The following is a 20581-nucleotide window of genomic DNA, read 5'->3' on the forward strand; positions in this document are numbered from 1 at the left end:
ACGAAAGCGGCAAAGCAGGATGACGCAAGGGCACAAGCGCGAAATCCACGAGAGGACCATCCTCGGCGGATTAATCATCAAGGCAGGTCTAAAGAATGCCGATCGGGCGTTCCTGCTCGGCGCGCTCATTGAGGCGAGCCAAGTTCCCGTCGGGACGATTGAGCATACTCGGTTATGTGCACTCGGCGCCGAGGCTTTTCGGGCGGAGGCCCGCGCACGCATAAAGCTGTAAGAGGGGACCGGGATGGTAGCGAAGCGGCGGTTCAGCCCGATCGCCATGTTGGCATTCGTGCCGATTGCAGTCAGCATCGGGACATTGTTTATCACCGCATACAAGTGGCCGACCATGGTGACTATGCTTGCGCCCGAATACGCCTATTGGTTCATGCGTGCGTCGCCGATCGCGAACCTATTCTTTGGACCAATTTCTGGACTCATTACTGTTGCCGTCTTGCCCCTGCATCGGCGCAGACCGATCGCGCTCGTCAGTGTCATAACGTTCTTCTGCATTGGCGCATTTTACGCTCTGAGGGAATACGCCCGCCTGTCCCCGTTCGTTCAGTCCGGAATGATCACCTGGGCAACGGCACTGTCCTACCTCGATCTCTATGCAGTCGCAGGCGCAACCGGCGGCTTTGCCATCGTCGCGATCTCGGCCCGTTTATCCATAGTGGTTGGCGGATCGGTCAAACGGGCCCGGCGGGGCACCTTCGGCGACGCTGATTGGCTGTCGATGTCAGCTGCCGCTGCTCGGTTTCCGCCTGATGGCGAGATCGTCATTGGCGAGCGCTATCGGGTCGACCTCGATACGATCCGTGGTATCCCCTTTCGGCCGGACGACCGTTCGACGTGGGGCAAAGGGGGCAAGGGACCGCTGCTCACCTTTCGGCAGGATTTCGATTCCACACATATCCTGTTTTTCGCTGGCTCCGGCGGTTACAAAACCACGAGCAACGTTGTTCCGACAGCCTTGCGCTATACAGGACCGCTGATTTGCCTCGACCCCTCGACCGAGGTAGCGCCGATGGTCGTTGGCTATCGCCGATCGAAGCTCAATCGAAACTGTATCGTACTTGGGCCATCCAATCCCGCTTGGGGATTCAACGTTCTCGACTGGATCGAAAACTCGAGATCCAAAGAAGAGGATATCGTCGCGGTTGCTCACATGCTTTTGTCGGAAAGCGCGCGGATCGAAACGTCGACGGGCTCATATTTCCAGAACCAGGCGCACAATCTTCTGACGGGTTTGCTGGCGCACGTCATGCTCTCTGCGGATTACGCCGGCCGTCGCGATCTTCGCAGCCTGCGCCAGATCGTTTCCGAGCCAGAACCGTCAGTTCTGGCAATGTTGCGCGACATTCAGGAAACATCGCAATCGGCCTTTGTCCGCGAGACGCTCGGCGTCTTTACCAATATGACCGAACAAACTTTCAGTGGCGTCTATTCCACCGCATCGAAGGATACACAATGGCTATCGCTTGACGATTATGCAGCACTCGTCTGCGGGACAGCGTTCAAATCGGACGACTTCGTCAAAGGCGGAATCGACGTTTTCCTGAACATTCCCGCCTCGATCCTGCGCAGCTATCCGGGCATTGCGCGCGTCATCGTCGGGTCACTGATCAATGCCATGATCCAGGCCGACGGGGCCTTCAATCGCCGCGCTCTCTTCATGCTCGACGAGGTCGATCTGCTCGGCTACATGCGTGTGCTCGAGGATGCCCGTGACTACGGCCGGAAATACGGCATAACGCTTATGCTGATGTATCAATCGGTGGGCCAGCTGGAAAAGCACTTTGGCCGTGACGGCGCGACCTCCTGGATCGATGGATGCGCCTTTGCGTCCTATGCGGCAATCAAGGCACTCGACACGGCCCGCAATGTTTCGGCTCAATGCGGTGAAATGACTATTGAAGTCGAGGGTCGGTCCCGCAACATCGGTGGGAGCAGTTCCGACAAAGCGTCAAGGCGTTCAGAAAGTGTCAGCCTTCAGCGCAGGCCACTGATCATGCCGCACGAAATCATCCAGTCGATGCGCAAGGACGAGCAGATCATCATTGTCCAGGGTCATAGACCCTTGCGTTGCGGGCGGGCGATCTATTTCCGGAGAAAAGACATGAACGCGGCGGTCGAACCCAATCGGTTCGTTAAGGCAGCGGCGAACTGAACACAGCTCCTATTCAGGAACTGGGTCATCGGCGCTGAGACGCAGGAGTTCCTGTCGTGCCGTTTCCAGTTCGACCTCGATCTGGTGGCGCTCCTCTGCGTCGGGGCAATTTTTCAGTTCGGCCCGCAGTTCGTCGATGTGCTGTTCGATCGTCATCGTAATCTCCTTGGATTTGTGAAAGATGACGCCGTCGGTCATGAGGGGCAGGAAGGGGTCAAGGCTCGCGGCACGCGACCGGCGGAGCCGGCGCGCGGAGGAACCGATTTTGTCGCTTGCGGCAAAATTGGAGGGGCCGTGCGGCCTTGAAGCGTTCCGGCCCCTCATGGCAGGCTGAAGTTTCTGAGCAGACAGGGTGGGTTGGGTATGCCACCCAGTTCATGCCGACGAGTTGCTGGGTTGCCTTCTGACGTGACGCGATTGTACCTTTTCGGCGATGATGACAAAGAAACCGGGACCGTAGCCTGACGGCTACGGTCCCTTCTGGCTGTCGACCCAGCTAGGCGACAATCCGCCTGGCTGCGGTTGCGGCTTTGGCATAGGCAGAAATTGGTCGGTCCGCTTTAAAGGTGAGGTCCCGTTCGACGCGCAGGCCAAGGCGGCCGCGAACCGATTGGATCTCCGAGAGAAGTACGGAACCGAGTTCGGGGAACCCGACGCCAAGGTCGCACAGCCCGAAGAGCAGATCCGGGTCCTCCGGGTCGGCAGAGGCGATCAACCAGGTGGCCGCGGCATCGGGCGTAAACAGCTTGACGACCGGAAGTGGATCAAAGTCGGGATTGCGTTGGAAGAGCTGACCGTTGGCGATCAAGGACGTGCTGATTTCATCGGTAATGAGGCGCATTGGTAATCTCCAGGATGATGGGTTGGACGGAGCGGCCCCGCGATCACCGCGGGGCCGGCGTGCGACGCTCAGGCTGGATCATTCCAGAGGATGACCTTGCGGTTCGTCTCGCCGCCAGGTGCAGGTGCGACATTACCGAAGATCACGCCGATCTCAGGGGCTTCGAGCTTGACCGAGAGGTATTCCTCGCCGGTGCGCTGCGAGTTCCGGTACCAGCCGGCCCCGATCTCGAAGCCAGTGCGGCGGTGGATGATGCGATAGTCAGGGGCGCCTTCGCTTGCCTTTTGGGCATTCGGAATGAGAGCGATTGGCGCGTTGACTTTGATGGTGGCGAACAGACCTTCGAGGGTGCCGTCGGCCTTTTCGGTGAGGGTTGCGATCGTGGTTGCCATGATGCTGTCTCCTTCGGTTGCTCGGGAACCATTCCCGATGGCGCCCGAAGAAGGGGCTGAGCCGCAAGTGTCACCGCAGCGAAGCGGAGGGAAACCCCTTGCGGGTTGACGCGGGATGCGGCCGGTCCCTTAGAAAGGCGACATCGAAAACGGGATTGGTTTCCGACGCGAGCGATCAGGGAGACGCGTGGTCCGTGCCGTGATCGCCGCCGACGGGCAAGAACCGGCAGCGCAGGTCGCATGAGGTGGGAATTTCAAAGCATTAGAGCCGCAGATCATGCATGGTCAGGAGGCCGCCGCGCGCTTCGTCATTAGCAAAGAATGCCGGCCGAGGTTCGCAGGATCCGCCAAGCGCCACGTGTCGGAGGTGCTCACGCCGATGGGGCCTTCCAGCTTGACCGAAGGACTGCTCGCCTCGCTGGCGTCCGTGGCTCCACGAATTGCTGATCAACAGGCAGAGACAGCTTCGTGTGTCGGACGAGGCAATTTGCCGAGCGTGTCAATCGTCAATCCGAAATCCGACCTTCACAACCACCTGATAGTGCGCCACCGCGCCATCCTTGATCTGTCCCCGGATCTGATCCACCTCGAACCATTCCAGATTTCTCATGGTTTTCGACGCCCGCATAATCGCGGTCTCGATAGCCTCGGTCACCGAGACTTTCGAACTACCGATCAGTTCCACCTTTTTATAGACATGGTCGCTCACGTTGTCCTCCCAAGTTAAGTTAGACCAAGTTTGGTTTCAAAGGGCTCCGCGAGCCCGCCCGACGGGATTGCCCAATCAAACGCGTACCCTCACGCCGAACATGCTGCCTCAGGCGACTGCCTGCATGGAAATTCACCGCTAAACACTAACGATCCGGCAATACCCAATTGTTGTCAAACAATGTGAGAGGCGAAGGCTGGCGCCAGGCCAAGAAATCAATCGAACGCCGTTGACCCGGCATGCACGGCGCCACGCAGGCTAAAGGGATCTGCGGCAAGGCCTGGTGACAAGGGGGCCTGGAGATATGGGCAAAGACCGTCGCACCTGGCTGCTGTGGCGGAGGACCTATACTGAGCGACTGAACCATATCTCCGTCACCCGGAACGTCCCCTCGACCCGTTTGCACTGGACGACGACATCGACCAGCATCGTCAGGAGGCTGCGGATATCGTCGCGTACGAGGTCTTGCCCGCCGTCCGATTCCTTAACGAGGAGGGTGAGCTGTTCAAACGCGAGAGCGGGCGAGTCCGCGTGCACTGTGGTGATGGAACCAGGGTGGCCAGAGTTGATATTTCGGATGTAATAAAAAGCGGTGCCGTCGCGCAGTTCCTGCAGTAGGACGCGATCGGGACGCATTCGCAGGCTCGCCTCGAGCAGTTCCTTGGGGCCGATCTTCGCAAGGCCCTGCTCCCCTTTCGAATAGAACAACCGAACGTGGTTGGGTTGTGGGATGACCAGCTCGGCCGTATCTTCGATCGTGATGATGCGTTCTGTCATCGGGATGTGCTGGATCAGCGCCTTCGAGAGCGTGGTTTTGCCCGATCCGGTTGCCCCGGAAATTATGATGTTCTTCCGGGCGAGCACCGCCTGCCTTAAGAACGTCGCATAGTTCCCCGTCTCATAAAGCTCGATCAGCTTCCCGTCCTGGGGGTTCGCACGATCATCCGCCGCAGCGGTGACGGCAAAAAGCCCGGCCGCATCTAGGTCGCTTAACGACTGCGACACCGACGAGGGCTTGCGAATCGTGATGCTAACCGTGCCTTTTGCCGTTGCCGGCGGGATAACGACCTGGACGCGCGCATCGCCCGGAAGGGTTGCCGAAAGGATTGGCCTCGCCTCGTCGATCGCCTGATGTGAATGGCTGGCAACAGTGCGTGCAAGGCGCATCAGCCTGTCGAAGGTCAGTTCCGCAACGTCATAGCGCGACCAGCCATCCGGCCCCTCGGCCAGAACTTCGCCGGGCCGGTTGATGACGACTTCATAGAGAGCGGGGTTTTGCAACAACCCGGCGATCGGCGACAGGAGCTGGCGCACGACAGACGCGTCGGGCGATCCCGTCACGCGCCCACACTCATTTCGCTATCACGCGGTCGTATGTGCGGACGTCCCCGAAGACCGCATGATCTAGGACCTGATTGCGAGGATCGGTCACACGCAAATCGTAGATCCCGGAAAAGTCGAGATCACGCGAAACGAAGATCGACACACGCTCACCCTGTCGTTTGGTCAATGTCGGCGGAATATTGATGGACTGCTCCACGGCGATCGCTGCCGCTTGACTGCCGGCGCTCGTCGTCGCCTCAGCTTCGACGTCCCTTTCCTGTAATCGGCTTGCTGCCCAACCGGTGGCGTCCCCGACGACGGATAGCAAAAGCGCGCTTCCAAAACGCTCCCACCAATGGGTATCGACATCGCCGTCAAACCCTGCTCGTCCGAGCGCATCGGTTGCGGGCGACGCTAAGGTGATGATAACGCCGGTCGGTGTTTTCGCCCGGTTCCAAAGCACGAAGAGCCGTTTTTGTCCGCGACGGAGGCCACCGCGGTATTCGCCCACAACCTGTGTGCCCTTCTCCATGAGCACCACACGGCCGTTATCGGAGAGAACGTCGCGATTGATCAAACAGCTGGCGAAGCCCGGCTGGCTGGACGATAGCGCCGTCTCGAGTATGCAGGGGATCGAGGTGCCCAACGCGACGATATAGTTGCGGTTGCCAAGATATCCGGCACGGGTGTCTTCGAGCCGTGTGGGCTTTAGCAATCGCTCGAATCGCTGATCTTCGTTCTCGCTGACCTCACCGTCAAACGGACCATTAACGGGTAGGTAGGCCGATGACGGATCCGACGGTGAATGCCCATCCTGGGGCCGCTGATCCATACCTTGTCGCACACTGAAGGCCATGACAGGTGCCCTCTGGGCGGATTCCAGCAGTTCGTCCTTTGCTGGCTCCCGCGGCGGCTCGTCGATCGATGGGGTCGGCAACTTGACTTCGAGCAATGGCTCAGCCTTCTTTGGTTCCTCCCTAACTGGCTCGAAGTCTGTCGTTTGGCGAATAACCAGCCGCTCTTCATGCCTGGCATTCGTGTCGCTGGTTTCCAAGCGCATCGACCAGAGCCCGAAACCGATGAAGGCGAGCACGGCTGCGACTACGGCGCTGCGCCTTAAGGCCGGATTGCCCTCGATCTTGTGCGCAAACTGAGCATGCGCGCGTTCTCCCGGAATCGTCAGTTGAGGGTCTTCAGTCATTGCCGAGCGCCTTGCCTCGGCAAGTCGGCGGAAATCCTGATAATCCGCTCCACCGATGGAGATGTGGTATGTGTGTCTGGGTTGGCGCTGCCGTGGGTGTCGGCTTCGTTGAAGACGCAAAGCACCTCTTCGCCACGACGCAGGATAAACTTTCGGCTGACCGCATGAACCAGCACGAGTTCGCCGGAGACCGATTTCGCGACGAGGCTTTCGGTTCCGTCCGAGTTCTCCAGGTAGATCGCCGGCATCTCCTGAAGGGTGGAGAAAGAAAACGTCGTCACCTTGCCGTTATCGTAGACCGCGTCCGGTTCGAGCGCCACAGCTCCTTGCGCCGAGTAACGCCAGTTGCGCGGTCCATACTGCTCGTCGATCGCCAAAACGGCATTTGCAGCGCCGGTTTTGGCAGCACGGTCGCGAGCCTGCGCTTCCAGGCGTCTGCGCACCGCCTCATCGCCCGGATATCGGTATTTTACATAAAAATAGGTGTTCTCGCCGGAAGCAACAGAGCCATCTCGCACTGTGAGTTCCATCTGGTAGCTGCGCTTGGAACCGTCTCTTCTTGCCGTGACGACGGAGATGTTTGTGATCGGCTGGTTCTCGCGGGGTTTCAGGAACAGGATGTTGCCGGCCGGCGCGACCTCCCATGCCACCGAATTGCCCAGCGCCACATGCGCAATCTCCTCGTCGGCCGAGAACTCAACCTGCACCGAGGAACGCAACGTGCCGACGATGCGGGTGATGTCGTAGGGTTGGTAATTGACAAAGCGGACACGACTGTCTTGCCCGGCGCCGCGTGGAATATCCAGCGCTCGCGCGGGTGGCAACGCGGCCGTGGCGAAGACCATAGCGGCAGATACAGAAAATATAACTGTCTTCAATTGATTGCCTCCGGGTCTGCACGGTACTCGCTAACGACGAAACCAAGCGGGTTGACGAGCCGATCGGTCGAGGAGACTGCAGCGTTGATATAGGAGTAAGTGATGGACGCGACCCAATGGGTGGTGCGCACATCCTCGCCACGGGTAACGGTCATGAGATAGCGTACCGACACGACGTTTGCATTGATCATCGAGATTGACTTGATCGTGATTTTCGCGGTCGAACCGCGGCCGTAAACATTTTGCGGAGAGTTTGGATTGCTGCCGCGGTAGAACGCGGCGAAACGCGTCTGCTCCGACTGCGCCGACAAGAGTGAGACGGTGTCGAAGTTTTCTTTAGCTTCCGACCACACATAGCCTTCGCGCGCCCTGACATAACGAGCGGCAAAGTACTTGGTCACGGCCTCATCGTAACTTCCGGCCTTCGACGTCAGAGCTGATACCACGTCGACAATACCGGTCGAATTGTCGACCCGAACGACGAATGGCTCGACCGTTTTCAAGGGCGTGAGTGCGGCCACTGAAAAAATTGCGATACCGGCAATGCCGCCAGCGGCGATGGCGATCGACCATGCAATTCGGGCCGAACGCTCAAGGCTTATCAATCGATCCTGATCGAAACGGCGCGCCTTGTCGAAATACGCCTTGAGACCATCCGGGGTAATCATTGACGCAGCCCTGCGCAATTTCGATGGGAGGACCGTTCGTCATAATGCTCGAAGGCAGGGGGACCCCGGTGTTCAAAGGAGTAGCCGAGTGGTCCTGTCCCTCCCCGCATGCCGTCTTGCCATTGCCACATTGAACGGTTGAGTGGCCGTTTGGCATATCCGTCGCATTTCGGGAGAGCAGATGACAGCGTGTTGCAGCCGCTGGCCAAAGCCAATGTAAGAAGTACGCAGATTGTTCGCAGCGTGTCGACCACCATCTTTTGTTCTTCCTTGTCTGAAGTGTCTCGGCAGTGTTGAGGTGTCTTGCTGATACCGCTTTGGCCCGGTCACGATGTGTTGCCGGTCGGCAAGCGTCGCACGCCGGCGCGAAACGTTCGCAGAACGGCGGCGGCGGCCGACGTGAGCGTGCTCTCATGGGCGTCGCGTGCCGCCGAGTAGCCATAGGTCAGCGATGCACCGCCGGCCGCAAGGGAAGCTGCAATCCCCGGGAGCTGATAAAAGACATAGAGGCTTGCGATCCCGATTGCTCCGATCGCTATCGGTCGCATCAATACGTCTCCATAGGCTTCCACCGCAGTGAAAGAGGTATCAAGGGTCGTAATCAACAACGAGCCGACCGCGACGACCAGGATTTGCAGAATGACGAAGTTGACCAACTGGCCAATCCAGGCTTCGGTGAAGCGCCGCGTGCTCTGAAACAGGGCCAATGCGATGAAGATGGGACCGAGCGCCAGGATGATTGCGAGTGCGACGCGTGCGTATAGGGAGACAATGTAGCCTATGGCAGCGACCACGAAGGTGATGACGATCATCAGCAAGCCGCCGAACGCCGTCGCGATATCAAGTGGCCAGGAGCCTCGTGACCAGATTTCGTTGGCAGATGCCTGGCCCTTGTCGAGCAGCGCGTCGAATGTCGATGCACTTGGTATGGTGCCGGTATTCAGCGCCGTAGAGATTTCCCGCGGCAGGCCGGTGAAAAACACGTCAGTGACATAGGTTCTATAGTCCGAAGCATTGCGCACGAGCATGACCAGGATTGCGAGCTTGATCGCGCGGTATGCAAACTCCAAGACGGGCGCGTCGATAGAGCCTTTCAGAACCAGATAGCCGTAGAGGACGACATAAAGCACCAGAGCGACGGTCAAGGGCCCTGCCACCCATGAACTGATATTGGATGTTCCAGAAGAAATGAAACTCTCCAGAGGAGCCTCGAACTGATTGTCGAGGAAAGCAAAGACCTGATACATCCGCCCTACCCTCCAAGCCCCTTGTTGATCCGCGCGCGCTGGTCTCTGGCAATGATGGGTATCCGCCTTCTCATTTGAGCGCGGCTCCCATCGTGTCCAGCCGTTTGCGCCAGTCCTCGGCCTGGCGCTGCTGATCAACCTGGACCTGCGCTTGCTGGATCATCCTAAGCGCCTGCATGCGCAGCGCGTCTGTCTCCAGGAAGGCAGTCTCGGCCAACAGCCGTGCCTGGAGGTCAGCGATCTCCTTGGCACTGCCAGCCTGCGAGATCCGTTCACGCAGCTGGTCAATGCCGCCGATGCGCTTCGTCGCGGCGTCATAGATGTGCTGACCGAGGCTCATCTGACCGGCGTTACGGGTCTGTGTGCGCGCGAGCTCAGATGCGTAGAAGTCGTTTGCATTGGTCTGGTATAAGCTGTTGTCGTTGAGGAATTTGGTGGCGGAGCCGCCGTAAGCATCAGCAGTTGCGCCCTTTAGCAAGCCTTCAATGGCGGTGAAGTTTTGGGGAAGCGCCTTTCGGATCGCCGGGTCGTTCAGAACAGTTGCGATATCGGCCATGTCAGTCAGCTTGTTCAACGAGCCGTAAAGCTGCTGCGCCTGATCCAGCTGCGCCTTCATCGTCTCAAGCTGTTTGGCCAACTGGGCGATGCTCTCAATGTGCTTGGCAATCGCACTGTTATCGATGACCGGGACGCCTTGGGCAGATACCCCCGACGCGTAGAGGGACACAGCCGCTGCAACCATCGTGATAGTCTTCCTCGACGTCATCTCGTGCTCCTCGTTTGCTGGAATAACGGGAGCCAGGCAGCTGGTTCGTCTCCTACCTGCGCCCTGATGCGATTTGCGAGCTCGACATTTGCGGTGCGGCCGGACAAGACCGCGAGCTCGTCGTCGAAGCCTGCAAGATTGAGTTCTGCGACCACGCTGTTGTGGCCTTGCTTGACGATAAAGCGTCTGCTCTCGTTGGAGAGCGAGCGCGATATCAGCTCAAACTCGCGTTCCGTGAGTTTGAACCCGTCGACATAGTCGGCATAACTCCCGCGCGCATTCGGCATGAATACCTGTGTCGGGCATTGCTCGATGATCGTGTGTGCAATCGGAGAATTGATCGCGTCGCGAGGGCTTTGCGTGGCAAAGAGCATCAATCCGTTCTGCTTGCGGATTGTCTTGAGCTTGTTTTGGGCTAAATCTCGAAAAGCCTCGTCAGCCAAGGCCTTCCAGAATTCGTCGATGACGATGATGATCCGCCGACCATCGATCAACTGCTCGACCCGATAAAACAAGTAGGCCATCAACGGCGTGCGAATTTCCTCATTGTCGAGAAAATCGGTCATGTCGTAGCCGAGAAATTTTGCACCTATCCCGATGTCGTCGACATCGTTGTCGAACAGCCAGCCAAGCGGACCTCCCCGCTCCCAGCGACGCAGTCTTGCCGCGATGCCTTCGGGGTCCGTGTTGTCGAGGAAAGCCCGTAATGCCCCAATGGTCCTCTCATGGAGTGGCAGGTCGGCCAATCCGTCTATGGCAGCAGCAATATCGCGGGTATCGCTGACCGAGAGTGCACGGGTGTTCGAGACGACGAGTTTTGCGATCCACTGCGACAGAAAAACCTTGTTCTGCGGCGTGAGTTCAAGACCTTTGAGCGGCGCGCATCCGCTCGGGATACCGTTTTTCAGCGGCAGGTAAGTCCCACCGACTGCGCGCACGAAAAGGTCGGCCCCGCGATCCTTGTCGAAGAAGACAATGTGCGGATCATGCTTTTGCAATTGCGACAGCATGAAATTGACGATGACGGTTTTACCCGATCCCGTCGGACCGCAGACGAAGGTGTTGCCAAGATCGCCATGGTGGAAGTTGAAATAGAACGGCGAGCCCGAAGCGGTCTTCAACATAGCGACGGCCGGTCCCCATTCGTTGCCCTGCTTCTTGCCCACCGGATAGGAGTGAAACGGAGAAAGAGCCGCGAAATTCTTGGATGTGATCGCTCCGGATCGGGCTCGATGGCGGAAATTACCCGGTAGCTGAGCCCACCACGCCGCCTCAAGCCCGAGATCCTCGCGGGCAACGACCGCGCCGCCATTGGTGAGATGCGAGCGCGCTTTGGCGAGGTTATCCGCGAGTTCCTTTATGGATGATGCATAGACCGCGAGCGTCAGATGATGTTCACCGAGGACAAAGCGGTTCGATTCCAGTTCGTCGAGAGCATCAACAAGCTCTTCAAGCTGTGAGCCTGCCTTGTCGCCGGCGCTGACCATCTGGTTCTGCTTGCGCCCCATGATGACTTTGGCGTCGGCTTTGGAGAAAAACCCGAAGGATTGGCTGAGAACAAGTTCAAATGGCGCCGTCAACAAACCATCGAGCATGCCAGTGCGGGTGCGGGCCGGATACTCCTTGAACCCGAACATGCCGGCAAAACGGTTTGTTGCCTCGTGGCGGATCTCGACAGTTTCCCGACCGACGATGACCCGGTCCGAGTAGATGGCTGACGCGATGCGCCCCTGCGTAAGCGGGATCGGCTCACGCCTGCCGCCAATGAGTTGATGGAGCACCTCACTTGGCTCGGAAAAGAGAATGCCGTCGCGCTCATAAATTGACAGAACGCGTGGTGTGAACCGCGCCATGCCGGCAGTCACGTCGAGCGTGACATCAACCAGTCGTTTCAGGGACTGTTGATCAAACTCGAATCCTCTGGCGCGTGCCCTCCCAAGCCGAGTGAGCAGCGACGCGATCTGGCTGGCAGCATCACGGGCCGGATGCCATATCAGCGTCAGGTAGAGATCGTTGCGGAAGAGATCCTCGTCGACCATCCGGTCGCGGTATTTGCGATTGAGGCGGTCGGAGAAGGAATTCTCATAGGTCCCTAGCGGGTAATTGTTGTCGCGCCGGCGGATGATGTGGGTCCACAGCGCCAGTCTCTCGTCAGCGATGTTGCGGTAGAGCGTGTTAAGATCACGGTGCAGAGCATTGATATCCAGCGGATCGGCAGTCTCGAAAGCTATGCCTTCAAGCGCAATGACCGTCATCACCGCTCTGGAATCAAGGCCAATGATGGTTTCGTCGACGTGGCGAATATAGGGGATGAAGGTTTCCGGTTGCAATTCGCGGGCTTTGAACTTCGCAAGTCTAGTCAAGGTTGAGGTCCCTCCCGTCGTAATGGCGATGAAGGCGTAGGGGTGTGACAGTCGAACCACCCCAAAGGCGCAGGTTGCGAGCCCTGCCTCGGGTCTCTACCCAAGCAAGCATGACCCTGAACATATTGTGGTCGTGTTTGACGAGTGCCTTGAATAGGAGATGGAAGATCGCGCCAACGGAGGCATAGACAATCGAGCCGGCGAGGATGAACAAGGTCGTCGTCAGCATCATATTGATCGCCATGGCCTCCATCGTCACACCGGCAACCATGATGGGGCGAGTGCAAGCAAGGAACAGCGTGTCTTCTTCAATCACGGTCGATCCTGGCACGGGCGTCATCCAACGATTGTGTTGACCAGTTCGGTGGCACCGAAGATGCCGCCGATACCGATGATCCAGAACCCCGCCTTGCGCAGGTCCATGTACCCGAACATCCAGGAGATGCAGATGACAATAATGGCAATGACCGCAAGCAATCGCGCGATGTTACCAGTCAGCATGTCGACGATGTTCTGAAGCACATTCTCAATGCCGGCGGCTTGCGCAAAGGCTGGCTCGATCGTAGCCAGAACCAAAGTTGCCGCGATCATTACCGACACAGCGGTCGTCTTGAGATCAGCACGCGACGTCATTTCAAACTCCCATTTTTTCTTCCAAAAACCAGGACCGAAGAGGCCCCCTTCGAAGCAAACACATCCCAGGCCGGTCCAGCCGCGGCTATGGACCTTCGCCGCGGCAGCTGTGCTTCTGCGTCCCTATCGAAGGGGAAGTCTTCAGGGGGGCTCGATGCCGTGCTGTCGCGCTCTCTTGGTTCGTAAGAGGACAGATCTTGCTGGCTGGCATCATTCAGGGAGAGTTCGGCCAAGTGCCGCTTGAGGCGCTCTTTCTCATTTTGAACCAGCCGGTCATACCCGACCATCTCGCCGGTGCTCTCATCACCTCGACCGAAGTAGCTGCGCAGCATGACGGCATCGAGCATTTCACCCTCGTGGCCGGCGCGGATTGCCGCAGCTCGGTACTGCGACAGCAGTCGAGCTGTGGCTTTGAGATTTTGGCAAGGGTCAAAAGCATCGGCGATGCTCATCCCCATGGTGGCAAGGTCAAACGGGCTTATGCCGCCAAGCCCGAGATCTATACCCTGCCCCTTGGCGATGAGCGCGGTGGCAGCTTGTGTCGCCTCACGCACATTGCGTGGGGGAGCGCCACGCGGGTAATCGCTGTTGATGCGGATCGACAAGGGCGCCATTCCGCTTTCTAGGCTGGCTACAGCCGCCAGGAGTTCGCTCGGCATCGCCGGAGCACAGGTCTCAGCCAATTCGACAAACGGGGCCGGCATGGGATCAAAACCAAACGCGCTGGGACATATGGCCATCAATCGTCACGTCGACGAAGCGCGGTCGTTCACGCAGATGGGGCGGCTTCAGCTGAAACACCGTGCAGGTGCTGAGTGATTTGCAGCTTTGACCGCGTACCGGAATCGGCCGTAGTGATATGCACGTCACCTCTCGGCCACGATCGTTCGTCCGCTGGATCAAGCGGTATCCCGCATCGCAATAATGGGGCTCGTAACCTGGACGGGACGCACGAAAACCGACGCCGTTGCAAACGGGAAAGGACCGCCCTTTTGCCAAATGTTTCCAAAGTCTATGGATTGGGGGGCGGCATTCGGCAAACTCGGTGGGACCGCCTGGGTTTGACAGGCAAAGAAGAACTTCACAGGCCCAATTATCTGCATAGGACTTGGTCACGCATACGGAATATGTTGCCATCGACAAACAGCCGGATAGGACGATCTTAGGAATGCTCAAAAACATGCGAAATCCTCGCCTAGTCGGCAGACGGCCCCATAAGGAGCGCCTTTCCAATTGTTTCAGTGCTGGCAAAAATGACAGGTAAACCCGTCTCGACCTCATTCGATACGCGCATGCAGAGCATTACGTTTTCGACCCTCGCTATGAGCGAGATTATGGACAATCCGGTCGAAGGGGAGACCCCACAAGCTCGCCTGAAGCAGCTGGGCATGCTGAGCCTGCTTTACACCTTGCACCTCGCCAACATTCCGCTGACGCTTACGAACATCACGGAAAAGACTGGATTGACCCGGGGCGGTGCGGCGGAACCGATCGATCAGCTGGTTGGCCGCGGACTTTTGACGGAAAGATGGTCCAAGAACGCCCTTGGACGAGGCAAAGCCCGCGAATTCGAGATATCGGATGCGCTTTTTGCAAGCCTGAAGGCGGCGAGCGTCGCCCGTGGGGAATGAACGGAAATTCGTCACAGTGAACGCCCTCCATGAGTTGGACCAGATGCTTGGCTCTGCCCAGGCTCCCACGGCGGCTGACGGCCGTGGTACCTGGCGGCGTGCCACAAAAGCATGGTTGGGAGTGCCGGGTGGATATTGCTCAGCTCCACGGCCAGAATGTCTTCGATCGCAGTTCGCATGAGGACACCGCTTGCTTCAACGATGAGAGACAATCGTTTGCCGTGAGTGCGCATTGTGACGCGTCCTCCGGCGATGAACTTGACGAGATCGCCATCTTCCTTGTGGATCGCATCCCCCAGCGCGGGGCATTCGGCCAGGCGCCTGACAACGTAGGCCGCCCCCGGAACCTCAATGCACAATTCGCTGGCAGCGGTAGGCAGCGCGAACTTTGCGTCAGACGTCGCCATTTGAATCGACCTCCGCCTGCCCCAACTCGTCCAGTACCGCGGCGATCGCTGCACCGATTGCCTTGATGTCGCCCTCGCTATGCCCAGCCGTCGGACATATCCGCAATCCCGCGCGTCCCCTGGCAACTGTCGGAAAGAAGATGGCCGAGGTGTAAAAGCCCCTGTCCAACAAGGTTCGCGCCGCTGCGATTGCTCTCAGCTCGTCTCCAATCTCGACAGTCCTTATCGGCAATGACGAGCCTCTTTGCGCCGTAGGAACGAGGCAGTCGAAGAGCGCAATTCGTGACTGCAGCTCAAGCTGCAGGGTTTTTAGTTCCGCGGTGCGGTGGAGTGCTTGGGAGGCGCAGGCAGCCCCGATCGCCGCCACATTCAAGGATGCTGAAAATGCGTGGGCAACGGCGAACCTGCGAAAAAGCTGTTCCTGATGGGCAGTTCCGAGCATGAGCAAGCCACCCGAGGCGCCAAACCCCTTGCCCAGGGATGCTGCTATGATCGTGCGTTCGCCGAGCGCGTCGCCAAATTGCGATCGGGCATAGCCTTCGCCATTGTCTCCGAAGATCGAGATGCCGTGGGCGTCGTCGACGTAGAGAAATAGGCCGTATTGTTCCTGAAGGCGCTTTAGGGGGGCGAGATCGATAGAGCCTCCCATGGAATAGACGCCGTCGCAAATGTAGGCGACCGCCGGATATTTCCTGCAGAGCGCTTCAAGTGCCTCGACGTCGTTGTGCCCAATCGTTTCGACCTGAGTTTCGCCAGCTAATGTTCCCTTGTGATAGGCAAGTGTTGCGTGCGCGAGGCGGTCGAAAACCATTAGGGGCTTGACGCCGCCAGTCAGGTGACCAGAGGCGATCAAAGGCAGCGCACTCATGTTCGCGGCCAACACGGTGCTGAAAGCAATCACCCGCGCGCCGAACAATTCACCAAGCGCCGCTTCGAGTTCGCCGATAATCGCAAAATTGAGGCGCGTTCTTGCGCATGACCAATGCAATGCACCGTAGCTAATCAGCGCCTCGATGGCCCCATCGATAATCTTGGGGTGGTTGTCCAGCCCAAGATAGGAGCACCGAACGAAATCGACGACCCGCCTCTCGCTGTCATATGGCAAAACGACCGCTCGACCGGTGGCGGGACGCGCATAGAGCGCCATGAGCCCGTGGAAATGTGCAGCGTCGAAGTGGCTCTGCGAGTGACGAATGAGTCCGTCGGTATTCCGACTGGAGCTCTTGCTTGCGTCATTTGGCCTGATTGGAGCGTTTGTGGACATTTCGTATCTCCAGAACAAGAATTGACTGGAGAGTGGCCTGTGCGCTCGCCCTACTCAACGAAGCATTTCATAAATATTTCCAAAACATTTGAGAATAAAGAACTAGATTGCGATAAATAAAATTACACAACAACAAACGATGCTATATTATACATTCATAATAAATTGCATATTTGAAAGCAACTATCAACGTCGAGCGTGCCTGAGTTCGACCGCATAACCTGACGCCCTGACAGTGCGAATGAGATTGTGGCCGGTTAGACGCCGCAGCGAACGGCGCAGGTGGCCGATATGCACATCGACGGTGCGTGAATGAACATAGTGGTCTGCCGGCCACGCGATATCGATTAGCTGCTGGCGTGAGAAGACGTTTCCAGGCGCCTGGAGAAGTCGGCTCAACAACTTGAACTCGATTGGTCCGAGCTGGAGCTCCCGGCCGTCATACATAACCAGGCGGCGGCCCAGCTGAATGGTGAGTTCTCCCACCGCCAATGTATCCGGCATGGAGGGTTTTTCGGGCGGCAGGCCGGCTTTCAGATTTGAAAGAGAGTGTAAATAATTCAATAGCCTACTTGGTAACACTGGGCGAACGAAGTTCTCATCCACTCCGGCCTTTAGCAGATCAAGATAGTACCGCTCGTCGCTCGCAGCGACCAGCGCGATCGTTGGGATTGCGGCGGTGATCTCGTCGGATCTGATCGTCGCGCATGCCTTCAAGGTCGATGCCGCATCAGCCCCTGTGTCCAGGATAATCGCATCAGGCATCAAGGCCGCCGCTTTTTCGCCGATCTCCTCTTCACTCGTCAGCGCGGTGCGGAAGCCATCAACGTTTAGGATGTGCGTGAGGAGGAGATAGATGTCGACATTGCGCGGGCAGATAAGGATCAGTGGCTTCATCGCGCGGCCTCAGCGACCGTTGCTTGCTGACTTTTCATCTTCGGCTCCACATTTATGATATCACAAACTAAATTTCTACCATGTCGTGCAGCACGTTATACCCCCCATTTTTTATTGTTGAATCAGCATTTATCGAACGTATTCCTCAAGAAAACTCAATCAATCCGCCAAACTTGATGCAACAAAGGTTAAAGTCGCTGCAGCCTTCGAATTCGCTGGCGCGAAGTCCCTGCTCCAATATGCACCTAAAAGGTGTTGCCAACGCCCGACCTTACCCCCTATCTTCGGGCCATCGATTGCCGACGAGGACAAGCGCGCGCTGTCGAACAGGATTGCCAGGGACGACACGATAAGAACCGCTCAGCGGCTTCTGTGGCTCAACGATTGAGTTCCAACGTCCGGCAACATCATCTTCACCTGCCGGACAGCAGGGAGGTTGAGCTTGTCCAAAATTCTCGTTCGTTCGTCCGGCACCCACCATACGTCCGGCAGGGATAGTATCTGGGATAACTTCACAACCGAGGAAGCGGTAACCGCCGCAATCGATCTTTATGGTTCGCAGGCCGCGACAGCGACTGCCTATTGTGCGCTGGACGCCTGGACTGAAGAGCGTGCCGATGACTACAAATTCTGGTTTGGCGTTTTTATAACGCTGAAAGATCGGCAGGCGAATTAGTGCAAGCGCCAAGCAAACTGGTGCACATGCAGGAACGCCGCGTCGAACAATGTTGATGCAGGCGGAGGCCGCGGTTCTCATCCAAGTCAGTCTGGCCGTTCAATGCCGCATCCGACTGCAAAGGAGAAGACTAGATTTCTCCTTTACAAATCGACGCTCATTGCGAAACCGGCAGTCCGCTTCAACTGCTCTTACAATGCCCGCGTTATTCAGGGGTGCAGGTGGAAAGTACTGTCAGGCATCCAACTGCCAGCACAACGGTTCCCTTTGAATTGAAAACAACGCGCCGCGCTCTATATATTAGAGTTAAGAAATACACAGGAGGAGCAAGAATGAACCGGAATACAGCAATCGGCCTCGTTGTCGCCGCTGTGATCATCATCTTGGCGGTGATGTTCTTAAAACCAGGGACGAATGATACTACAACAGAAACGGCAACCCCGCCGGCAACGACGACGGAACCGTCCACAACTCCGTCTACGACGACGCAGCCGTCTACAGCAACGCCGTCGACGACCGAGCCTTCGACAACGACCCCGTCGACGCAGCCATCCACGACCCAACCTTCAACGACAACACCGGCGCAATAACACGATGGTGGCCGCTCGATCCTGCAAGCAGGAGAGCGGCCACACACATGCCGAAGAGGCGACAAAAGTCGCGCTATCAACCTGAAATAGCTCAAAATGGCTACGTCTTAGTTTCTTCCCCACTACATTAGGCTTCAGTAAGATGGCCTGATGTAGATCGTAGGGAGGCAAAGATGGAGCGCGTAGAAAGCGATAAACTTGTCGGGGAAGCCGCGACCAAGGTTTGGTCAGTGACCGACTTCTGCAAACGACATCGGCTCTGCTACGAGCAAGAGAAGCGACTGCGGTACCTGTTTGGTCATTTCGCCACTGCCCGAGAGCTGCTCCACAACGCACAGCGCATGCCCAAGTGGCGGACCTGAGCAAGTTGCGAAGCAAGAATGGCTGTTGCCGCAGGGTTAGTCTGCCCTGATGAACAGGGCACCGACGAGGCCGATCACAACAACACACTGCAGTATGAACATCGGCCATTCCACTGACATCGTGGCATCCTCCTGCAAGAAGGATCCATACCAATTGCGGCAGAGTTAAAGTCACATCGCTTTGCTGACGATCTGCAACGTCCGTAGCCTGTCCCTTGGGGAACGGCGGACTGCTGGCACGACCGTCTAAAAATTGAAGTAAATCGTGACGCCCGACCGCCGATGGTAGCGGTAATGGTCACGGTAACCTCCGTAGTAGCCGTAATGGCGGGGGTAGCACCTGCCATAGTAGCCGCAGGACCGCCAAGCGTGACGTCTATCCCAACGGCGGTCCCATCGTCGATCCGCCCGCCAATGACGGTGACGCCAATGGTTGACCTGTTCAATGGTCGTGTTGGTCTGCACCTGTTCGGGCCTTGGCACGAAAATCGGAGCCGCGCTTACCGGAATTGCGAAAGCCGCGACCCAGCCGATTGCTGCGAGGGTTGACAAGAGCTTTTTCATCGCAAACTCCTCCTAACCAGCTATCACTTTGAGCCAATCAGGCTGAACCGCTAATGAACGGGTGCGCATGCACAATCGCATGGGGGAGGCTGCGCGATTGTGGGCTCATGCGATTTGGCGCTGGCCGACCACGCGGCTGTCGACACCATCACTAAATGACGACGGCTCTTCAGACCCACGTCGAGCCGCGCTCCGAAAACACGCCCGGATTCGGCTGCCGGAGCCCCACAATGGGCACGGTTAGCGAAAGCGCTCGATCAACCCCGCGGTTAATTGGATGGCAGATAGAGCGCGTAGCCTACCGAGCGAACGGTTCGAATGACGTCAGCCCCCTCCCGCTTCATTGCGCGCCTGATATGTCCAATGTGGATATCAACCGTACGTGGTTCGACCTCTGCTTCGGGCGGCCAGGCAGCCGAAATAAGATCATCGCGGGTGTGGACAACGTCGGGCGCCCGCATCAGGCACAACATCAGCCGAAACTGGAGAGCTGATAGAAGAACCGGGTGACCATTGCGCTCGACGCGAAGCCGATTGAGGTTCATTTCGATATCGGCGTAGCGCAATATTGCTGCCGATTTCGTCACGGCTTGCGCCGGCGCATCGGCACGCAAATCGCGCAGAAATGCAAGCAGCCGCTGCGGATTGAACGGGCGATGCAGCCTGCAGTCCACCGTGGGCGGGGCAAGCGAGCGACCGTGGTTGCCGTCGGTCGTCTGCTCGAGAGACACTATCCTTGTCTTCGGCGTTGTGGCGGCCTTGATTTGCGCACAGAACGCAAATGGATCCAAATCTGGACCAGAGCAGTCGATTATGACCGCCAGCGGTGGGGCTTGATGGACACGGGCCAGAAGCTCGCTCAAACGGCTGGTGTTTTCAGCCTCGAAACCTTCAAGCGTGAGGATGTGCTTAAGGAGAAGGTAAAGCTCCGCGTCTTCCGTATGGATAAGGATTCGTCCGTTCATAACTCGCTCCATTGCGCAAGAAATTCCCGACTACAGG

Annotated in this window: 25 protein-coding genes; 4 read left to right on the forward strand and 21 right to left on the reverse strand. The window is 57.7% G+C overall.

All coding sequences use genetic code 11. From position 1 onward, the window contains the following. Positions 1–19 precede the first annotated feature (19 nt). Both AC07UR_RS33455 and traG read left to right on the forward strand, forming a co-directional pair. Entirely contained in the window at positions 20–232 is a 213-nt protein-coding gene (locus tag AC07UR_RS33455) for a conjugal transfer protein TraD (RefSeq protein WP_209793309.1), read from the forward strand. A 12-nt stretch (positions 233–244) separates the two neighbouring features. After that, positions 245–2167, forward strand: coding sequence for a Ti-type conjugative transfer system protein TraG (gene traG, locus AC07UR_RS33460; protein ID WP_209793312.1), 1923 nt, complete (start codon positions 245–247; stop codon positions 2165–2167). Between the two features lie 9 nt (positions 2168–2176). Here the strand turns inward: traG and AC07UR_RS33465 are convergent, their stop codons facing one another. The 15 genes from AC07UR_RS33465 to AC07UR_RS33535 form a co-directional block, all read right to left on the reverse strand. Continuing rightward, positions 2177–2323, reverse strand: a complete 147-nt coding sequence (locus AC07UR_RS33465; protein ID WP_209793314.1) for a hypothetical protein — start codon at positions 2321–2323, stop codon at positions 2177–2179. 340 nt (positions 2324–2663) lie between these two features. Then, positions 2664–3008, reverse strand: coding sequence for a DUF2958 domain-containing protein (locus AC07UR_RS33470; protein ID WP_209793316.1), 345 nt, complete (start codon positions 3006–3008; stop codon positions 2664–2666). A 68-nt stretch (positions 3009–3076) separates the two neighbouring features. Then, the gene (locus tag AC07UR_RS33475; protein ID WP_176353305.1) at positions 3077–3400 is read right to left on the reverse strand and encodes a DUF736 domain-containing protein; all 324 of its coding nucleotides are present in this window, start codon (positions 3398–3400) and stop codon (positions 3077–3079) included. Between the two features lie 499 nt (positions 3401–3899). Next, on the reverse strand, positions 3900–4109 hold the full coding sequence (locus tag AC07UR_RS33480) for a dodecin (RefSeq protein WP_077499011.1): 210 nt from the start codon (positions 4107–4109) through the stop codon (positions 3900–3902). Positions 4110–4454: 345 nt separating this feature from the next. Next, complete coding sequence (gene virB11, locus AC07UR_RS33485) at positions 4455–5450, reverse strand: P-type DNA transfer ATPase VirB11 (protein WP_209793317.1); 996 nt, start codon at positions 5448–5450, stop codon at positions 4455–4457. 10 nt (positions 5451–5460) lie between these two features. Continuing rightward, a complete protein-coding gene (gene virB10, locus AC07UR_RS33490) occupies positions 5461–6633 on the reverse strand; it encodes a type IV secretion system protein VirB10 (RefSeq protein WP_209793318.1) in 1173 nt (390 codons plus the stop codon). Beyond that, the gene (gene virB9, locus AC07UR_RS33495; RefSeq protein ID WP_209793380.1) at positions 6630–7478 is read right to left on the reverse strand and encodes a P-type conjugative transfer protein VirB9; all 849 of its coding nucleotides are present in this window, start codon (positions 7476–7478) and stop codon (positions 6630–6632) included. The genes virB10 and virB9 overlap by 4 nt, the downstream gene beginning before the upstream one ends. 29 nt (positions 7479–7507) lie before the next feature. Then, positions 7508–8179, reverse strand: coding sequence for a VirB8 family type IV secretion system protein (locus tag AC07UR_RS33500; protein ID WP_209793319.1), 672 nt, complete (start codon positions 8177–8179; stop codon positions 7508–7510). A 326-nt stretch (positions 8180–8505) separates the two neighbouring features. Further along, complete coding sequence (locus AC07UR_RS33505) at positions 8506–9426, reverse strand: TrbL/VirB6 family protein (protein WP_209793383.1); 921 nt, start codon at positions 9424–9426, stop codon at positions 8506–8508. Positions 9427–9496: 70 nt separating this feature from the next. Further along, positions 9497–10168 carry a P-type DNA transfer protein VirB5 gene (gene virB5 / locus AC07UR_RS33510; RefSeq protein ID WP_412728436.1) on the reverse strand — a complete coding sequence of 224 codons (672 nt, stop codon included), beginning with the start codon at positions 10166–10168 and terminating at the stop codon, positions 9497–9499. Positions 10169–10188: 20 nt separating this feature from the next. After that, a complete protein-coding gene (locus tag AC07UR_RS33515) occupies positions 10189–12555 on the reverse strand; it encodes a VirB4 family type IV secretion/conjugal transfer ATPase (protein WP_209793321.1) in 2367 nt (788 codons plus the stop codon). Continuing rightward, positions 12548–12895 carry a VirB3 family type IV secretion system protein gene (locus AC07UR_RS33520; protein ID WP_209793322.1) on the reverse strand — a complete coding sequence of 116 codons (348 nt, stop codon included), beginning with the start codon at positions 12893–12895 and terminating at the stop codon, positions 12548–12550. The genes AC07UR_RS33515 and AC07UR_RS33520 overlap by 8 nt, the downstream gene beginning before the upstream one ends. Further along, positions 12892–13188, reverse strand: a complete 297-nt coding sequence (locus tag AC07UR_RS33525) for a TrbC/VirB2 family protein (RefSeq protein WP_209793324.1) — start codon at positions 13186–13188, stop codon at positions 12892–12894. Before AC07UR_RS33525 ends, AC07UR_RS33520 begins: the two co-directional genes overlap by 4 nt. Continuing rightward, the gene (locus tag AC07UR_RS33530; protein ID WP_327795904.1) at positions 13185–13802 is read right to left on the reverse strand and encodes a lysozyme family protein; all 618 of its coding nucleotides are present in this window, start codon (positions 13800–13802) and stop codon (positions 13185–13187) included. Before AC07UR_RS33530 ends, AC07UR_RS33525 begins: the two co-directional genes overlap by 4 nt. Positions 13803–13896: 94 nt before the next feature. Next, entirely contained in the window at positions 13897–14325 is a 429-nt protein-coding gene (locus tag AC07UR_RS33535) for a hypothetical protein (protein ID WP_412728437.1), read from the reverse strand. 104 nt (positions 14326–14429) lie between these two features. Here AC07UR_RS33535 and AC07UR_RS33540 point away from each other — a divergent pair, with 104 nt between their 5' ends. Beyond that, complete coding sequence (locus AC07UR_RS33540) at positions 14430–14819, forward strand: MarR family transcriptional regulator (protein ID WP_494701969.1); 390 nt, start codon at positions 14430–14432, stop codon at positions 14817–14819. Positions 14820–14830: 11 nt separating this feature from the next. On the opposite strand, the gene AC07UR_RS33545 is transcribed toward AC07UR_RS33540, so the two are convergent. The 3 genes from AC07UR_RS33545 to AC07UR_RS33555 form a co-directional block, all read right to left on the reverse strand. Further along, on the reverse strand, positions 14831–15226 hold the full coding sequence (locus AC07UR_RS33545; protein WP_209793326.1) for a hypothetical protein: 396 nt from the start codon (positions 15224–15226) through the stop codon (positions 14831–14833). Next, on the reverse strand, positions 15213–16490 hold the full coding sequence (locus AC07UR_RS33550) for an 8-amino-7-oxononanoate synthase family protein (RefSeq protein WP_209793328.1): 1278 nt from the start codon (positions 16488–16490) through the stop codon (positions 15213–15215). The genes AC07UR_RS33545 and AC07UR_RS33550 overlap by 14 nt, the downstream gene beginning before the upstream one ends. Positions 16491–16676: 186 nt before the next feature. Next, a complete protein-coding gene (locus AC07UR_RS33555; protein WP_209793330.1) occupies positions 16677–17387 on the reverse strand; it encodes a response regulator transcription factor in 711 nt (236 codons plus the stop codon). Positions 17388–17829: 442 nt separating this feature from the next. Between AC07UR_RS33555 and AC07UR_RS33560 the strand changes: the two genes are divergently transcribed. After that, a complete protein-coding gene (locus AC07UR_RS33560) occupies positions 17830–18063 on the forward strand; it encodes a Y4oE-related protein (protein ID WP_209793391.1) in 234 nt (77 codons plus the stop codon). A 205-nt stretch (positions 18064–18268) separates the two neighbouring features. On the opposite strand, the gene AC07UR_RS33565 is transcribed toward AC07UR_RS33560, so the two are convergent. From AC07UR_RS33565 to AC07UR_RS33575, 3 genes are all read right to left on the reverse strand, one after another. After that, positions 18269–18619 (reverse strand): hypothetical protein, encoded by a 351-nt coding sequence (locus tag AC07UR_RS33565; RefSeq protein WP_209793332.1) that lies wholly within the window; start codon positions 18617–18619, stop codon positions 18269–18271. A 642-nt stretch (positions 18620–19261) separates the two neighbouring features. After that, positions 19262–19579: a hypothetical protein gene (locus tag AC07UR_RS33570; RefSeq protein ID WP_234942095.1), complete on the reverse strand. Its 318-nt coding sequence runs from the start codon at positions 19577–19579 to the stop codon at positions 19262–19264. Between the two features lie 269 nt (positions 19580–19848). Further along, the gene (locus tag AC07UR_RS33575) at positions 19849–20544 is read right to left on the reverse strand and encodes a winged helix-turn-helix transcriptional regulator (RefSeq protein WP_209793334.1); all 696 of its coding nucleotides are present in this window, start codon (positions 20542–20544) and stop codon (positions 19849–19851) included. Between the last annotated feature and the right edge of the window lie 37 nt (positions 20545–20581).

It is taken from the genome of Ensifer sp. GW821-FHT05G01 (genome assembly GCF_059419585.1).

Bases quoted from the DNA above. Each gene is read 5' to 3' on its own strand.
- AC07UR_RS33555 (WP_209793330.1), bottom strand. From the start codon at position 17,387: ATGAAGCCACTGATCCTTATCTGCCCGCGCAATGTCGACATCTATCTC.
- AC07UR_RS33505 (WP_209793383.1), bottom strand. From the start codon at position 9,426: ATGTATCAGGTCTTTGCTTTCCTCGACAATCAGTTCGAGGCTCCTCTG.
- AC07UR_RS33535 (WP_412728437.1), bottom strand. From the start codon at position 14,325: ATGGCAACATATTCCGTATGCGTGACCAAGTCCTATGCAGATAATTGG.
- AC07UR_RS33475 (WP_176353305.1), bottom strand. From the start codon at position 3,400: ATGGCAACCACGATCGCAACCCTCACCGAAAAGGCCGACGGCACCCTC.
- AC07UR_RS33550 (WP_209793328.1), bottom strand. From the start codon at position 16,490: ATGTCCACAAACGCTCCAATCAGGCCAAATGACGCAAGCAAGAGCTCC.
- AC07UR_RS33455 (WP_209793309.1), top strand. From the start codon at position 20: ATGACGCAAGGGCACAAGCGCGAAATCCACGAGAGGACCATCCTCGGC.
- AC07UR_RS33575 (WP_209793334.1), bottom strand. From the start codon at position 20,544: ATGAACGGACGAATCCTTATCCATACGGAAGACGCGGAGCTTTACCTT.
- AC07UR_RS33525 (WP_209793324.1), bottom strand. From the start codon at position 13,188: ATGACGTCGCGTGCTGATCTCAAGACGACCGCTGTGTCGGTAATGATC.
- AC07UR_RS33500 (WP_209793319.1), bottom strand. From the start codon at position 8,179: ATGATTACCCCGGATGGTCTCAAGGCGTATTTCGACAAGGCGCGCCGT.
- virB10 (WP_209793318.1), bottom strand. From the start codon at position 6,633: ATGACTGAAGACCCTCAACTGACGATTCCGGGAGAACGCGCGCATGCT.
- traG (WP_209793312.1), top strand. From the start codon at position 245: ATGGTAGCGAAGCGGCGGTTCAGCCCGATCGCCATGTTGGCATTCGTG.
- AC07UR_RS33570 (WP_234942095.1), bottom strand. From the start codon at position 19,579: ATGAAAAAGCTCTTGTCAACCCTCGCAGCAATCGGCTGGGTCGCGGCT.
- AC07UR_RS33470 (WP_209793316.1), bottom strand. From the start codon at position 3,008: ATGCGCCTCATTACCGATGAAATCAGCACGTCCTTGATCGCCAACGGT.
- AC07UR_RS33530 (WP_327795904.1), bottom strand. From the start codon at position 13,802: ATGGCGCCCTTGTCGATCCGCATCAACAGCGATTACCCGCGTGGCGCT.
- AC07UR_RS33465 (WP_209793314.1), bottom strand. From the start codon at position 2,323: ATGACGATCGAACAGCACATCGACGAACTGCGGGCCGAACTGAAAAAT.
- virB5 (WP_412728436.1), bottom strand. From the start codon at position 10,168: ATGGTTGCAGCGGCTGTGTCCCTCTACGCGTCGGGGGTATCTGCCCAA.
- virB9 (WP_209793380.1), bottom strand. From the start codon at position 7,478: ATGGTCTTCGCCACGGCCGCGTTGCCACCCGCGCGAGCGCTGGATATT.
- AC07UR_RS33545 (WP_209793326.1), bottom strand. From the start codon at position 15,226: ATGGCGACGTCTGACGCAAAGTTCGCGCTGCCTACCGCTGCCAGCGAA.
- AC07UR_RS33520 (WP_209793322.1), bottom strand. From the start codon at position 12,895: ATGACGCCCGTGCCAGGATCGACCGTGATTGAAGAAGACACGCTGTTC.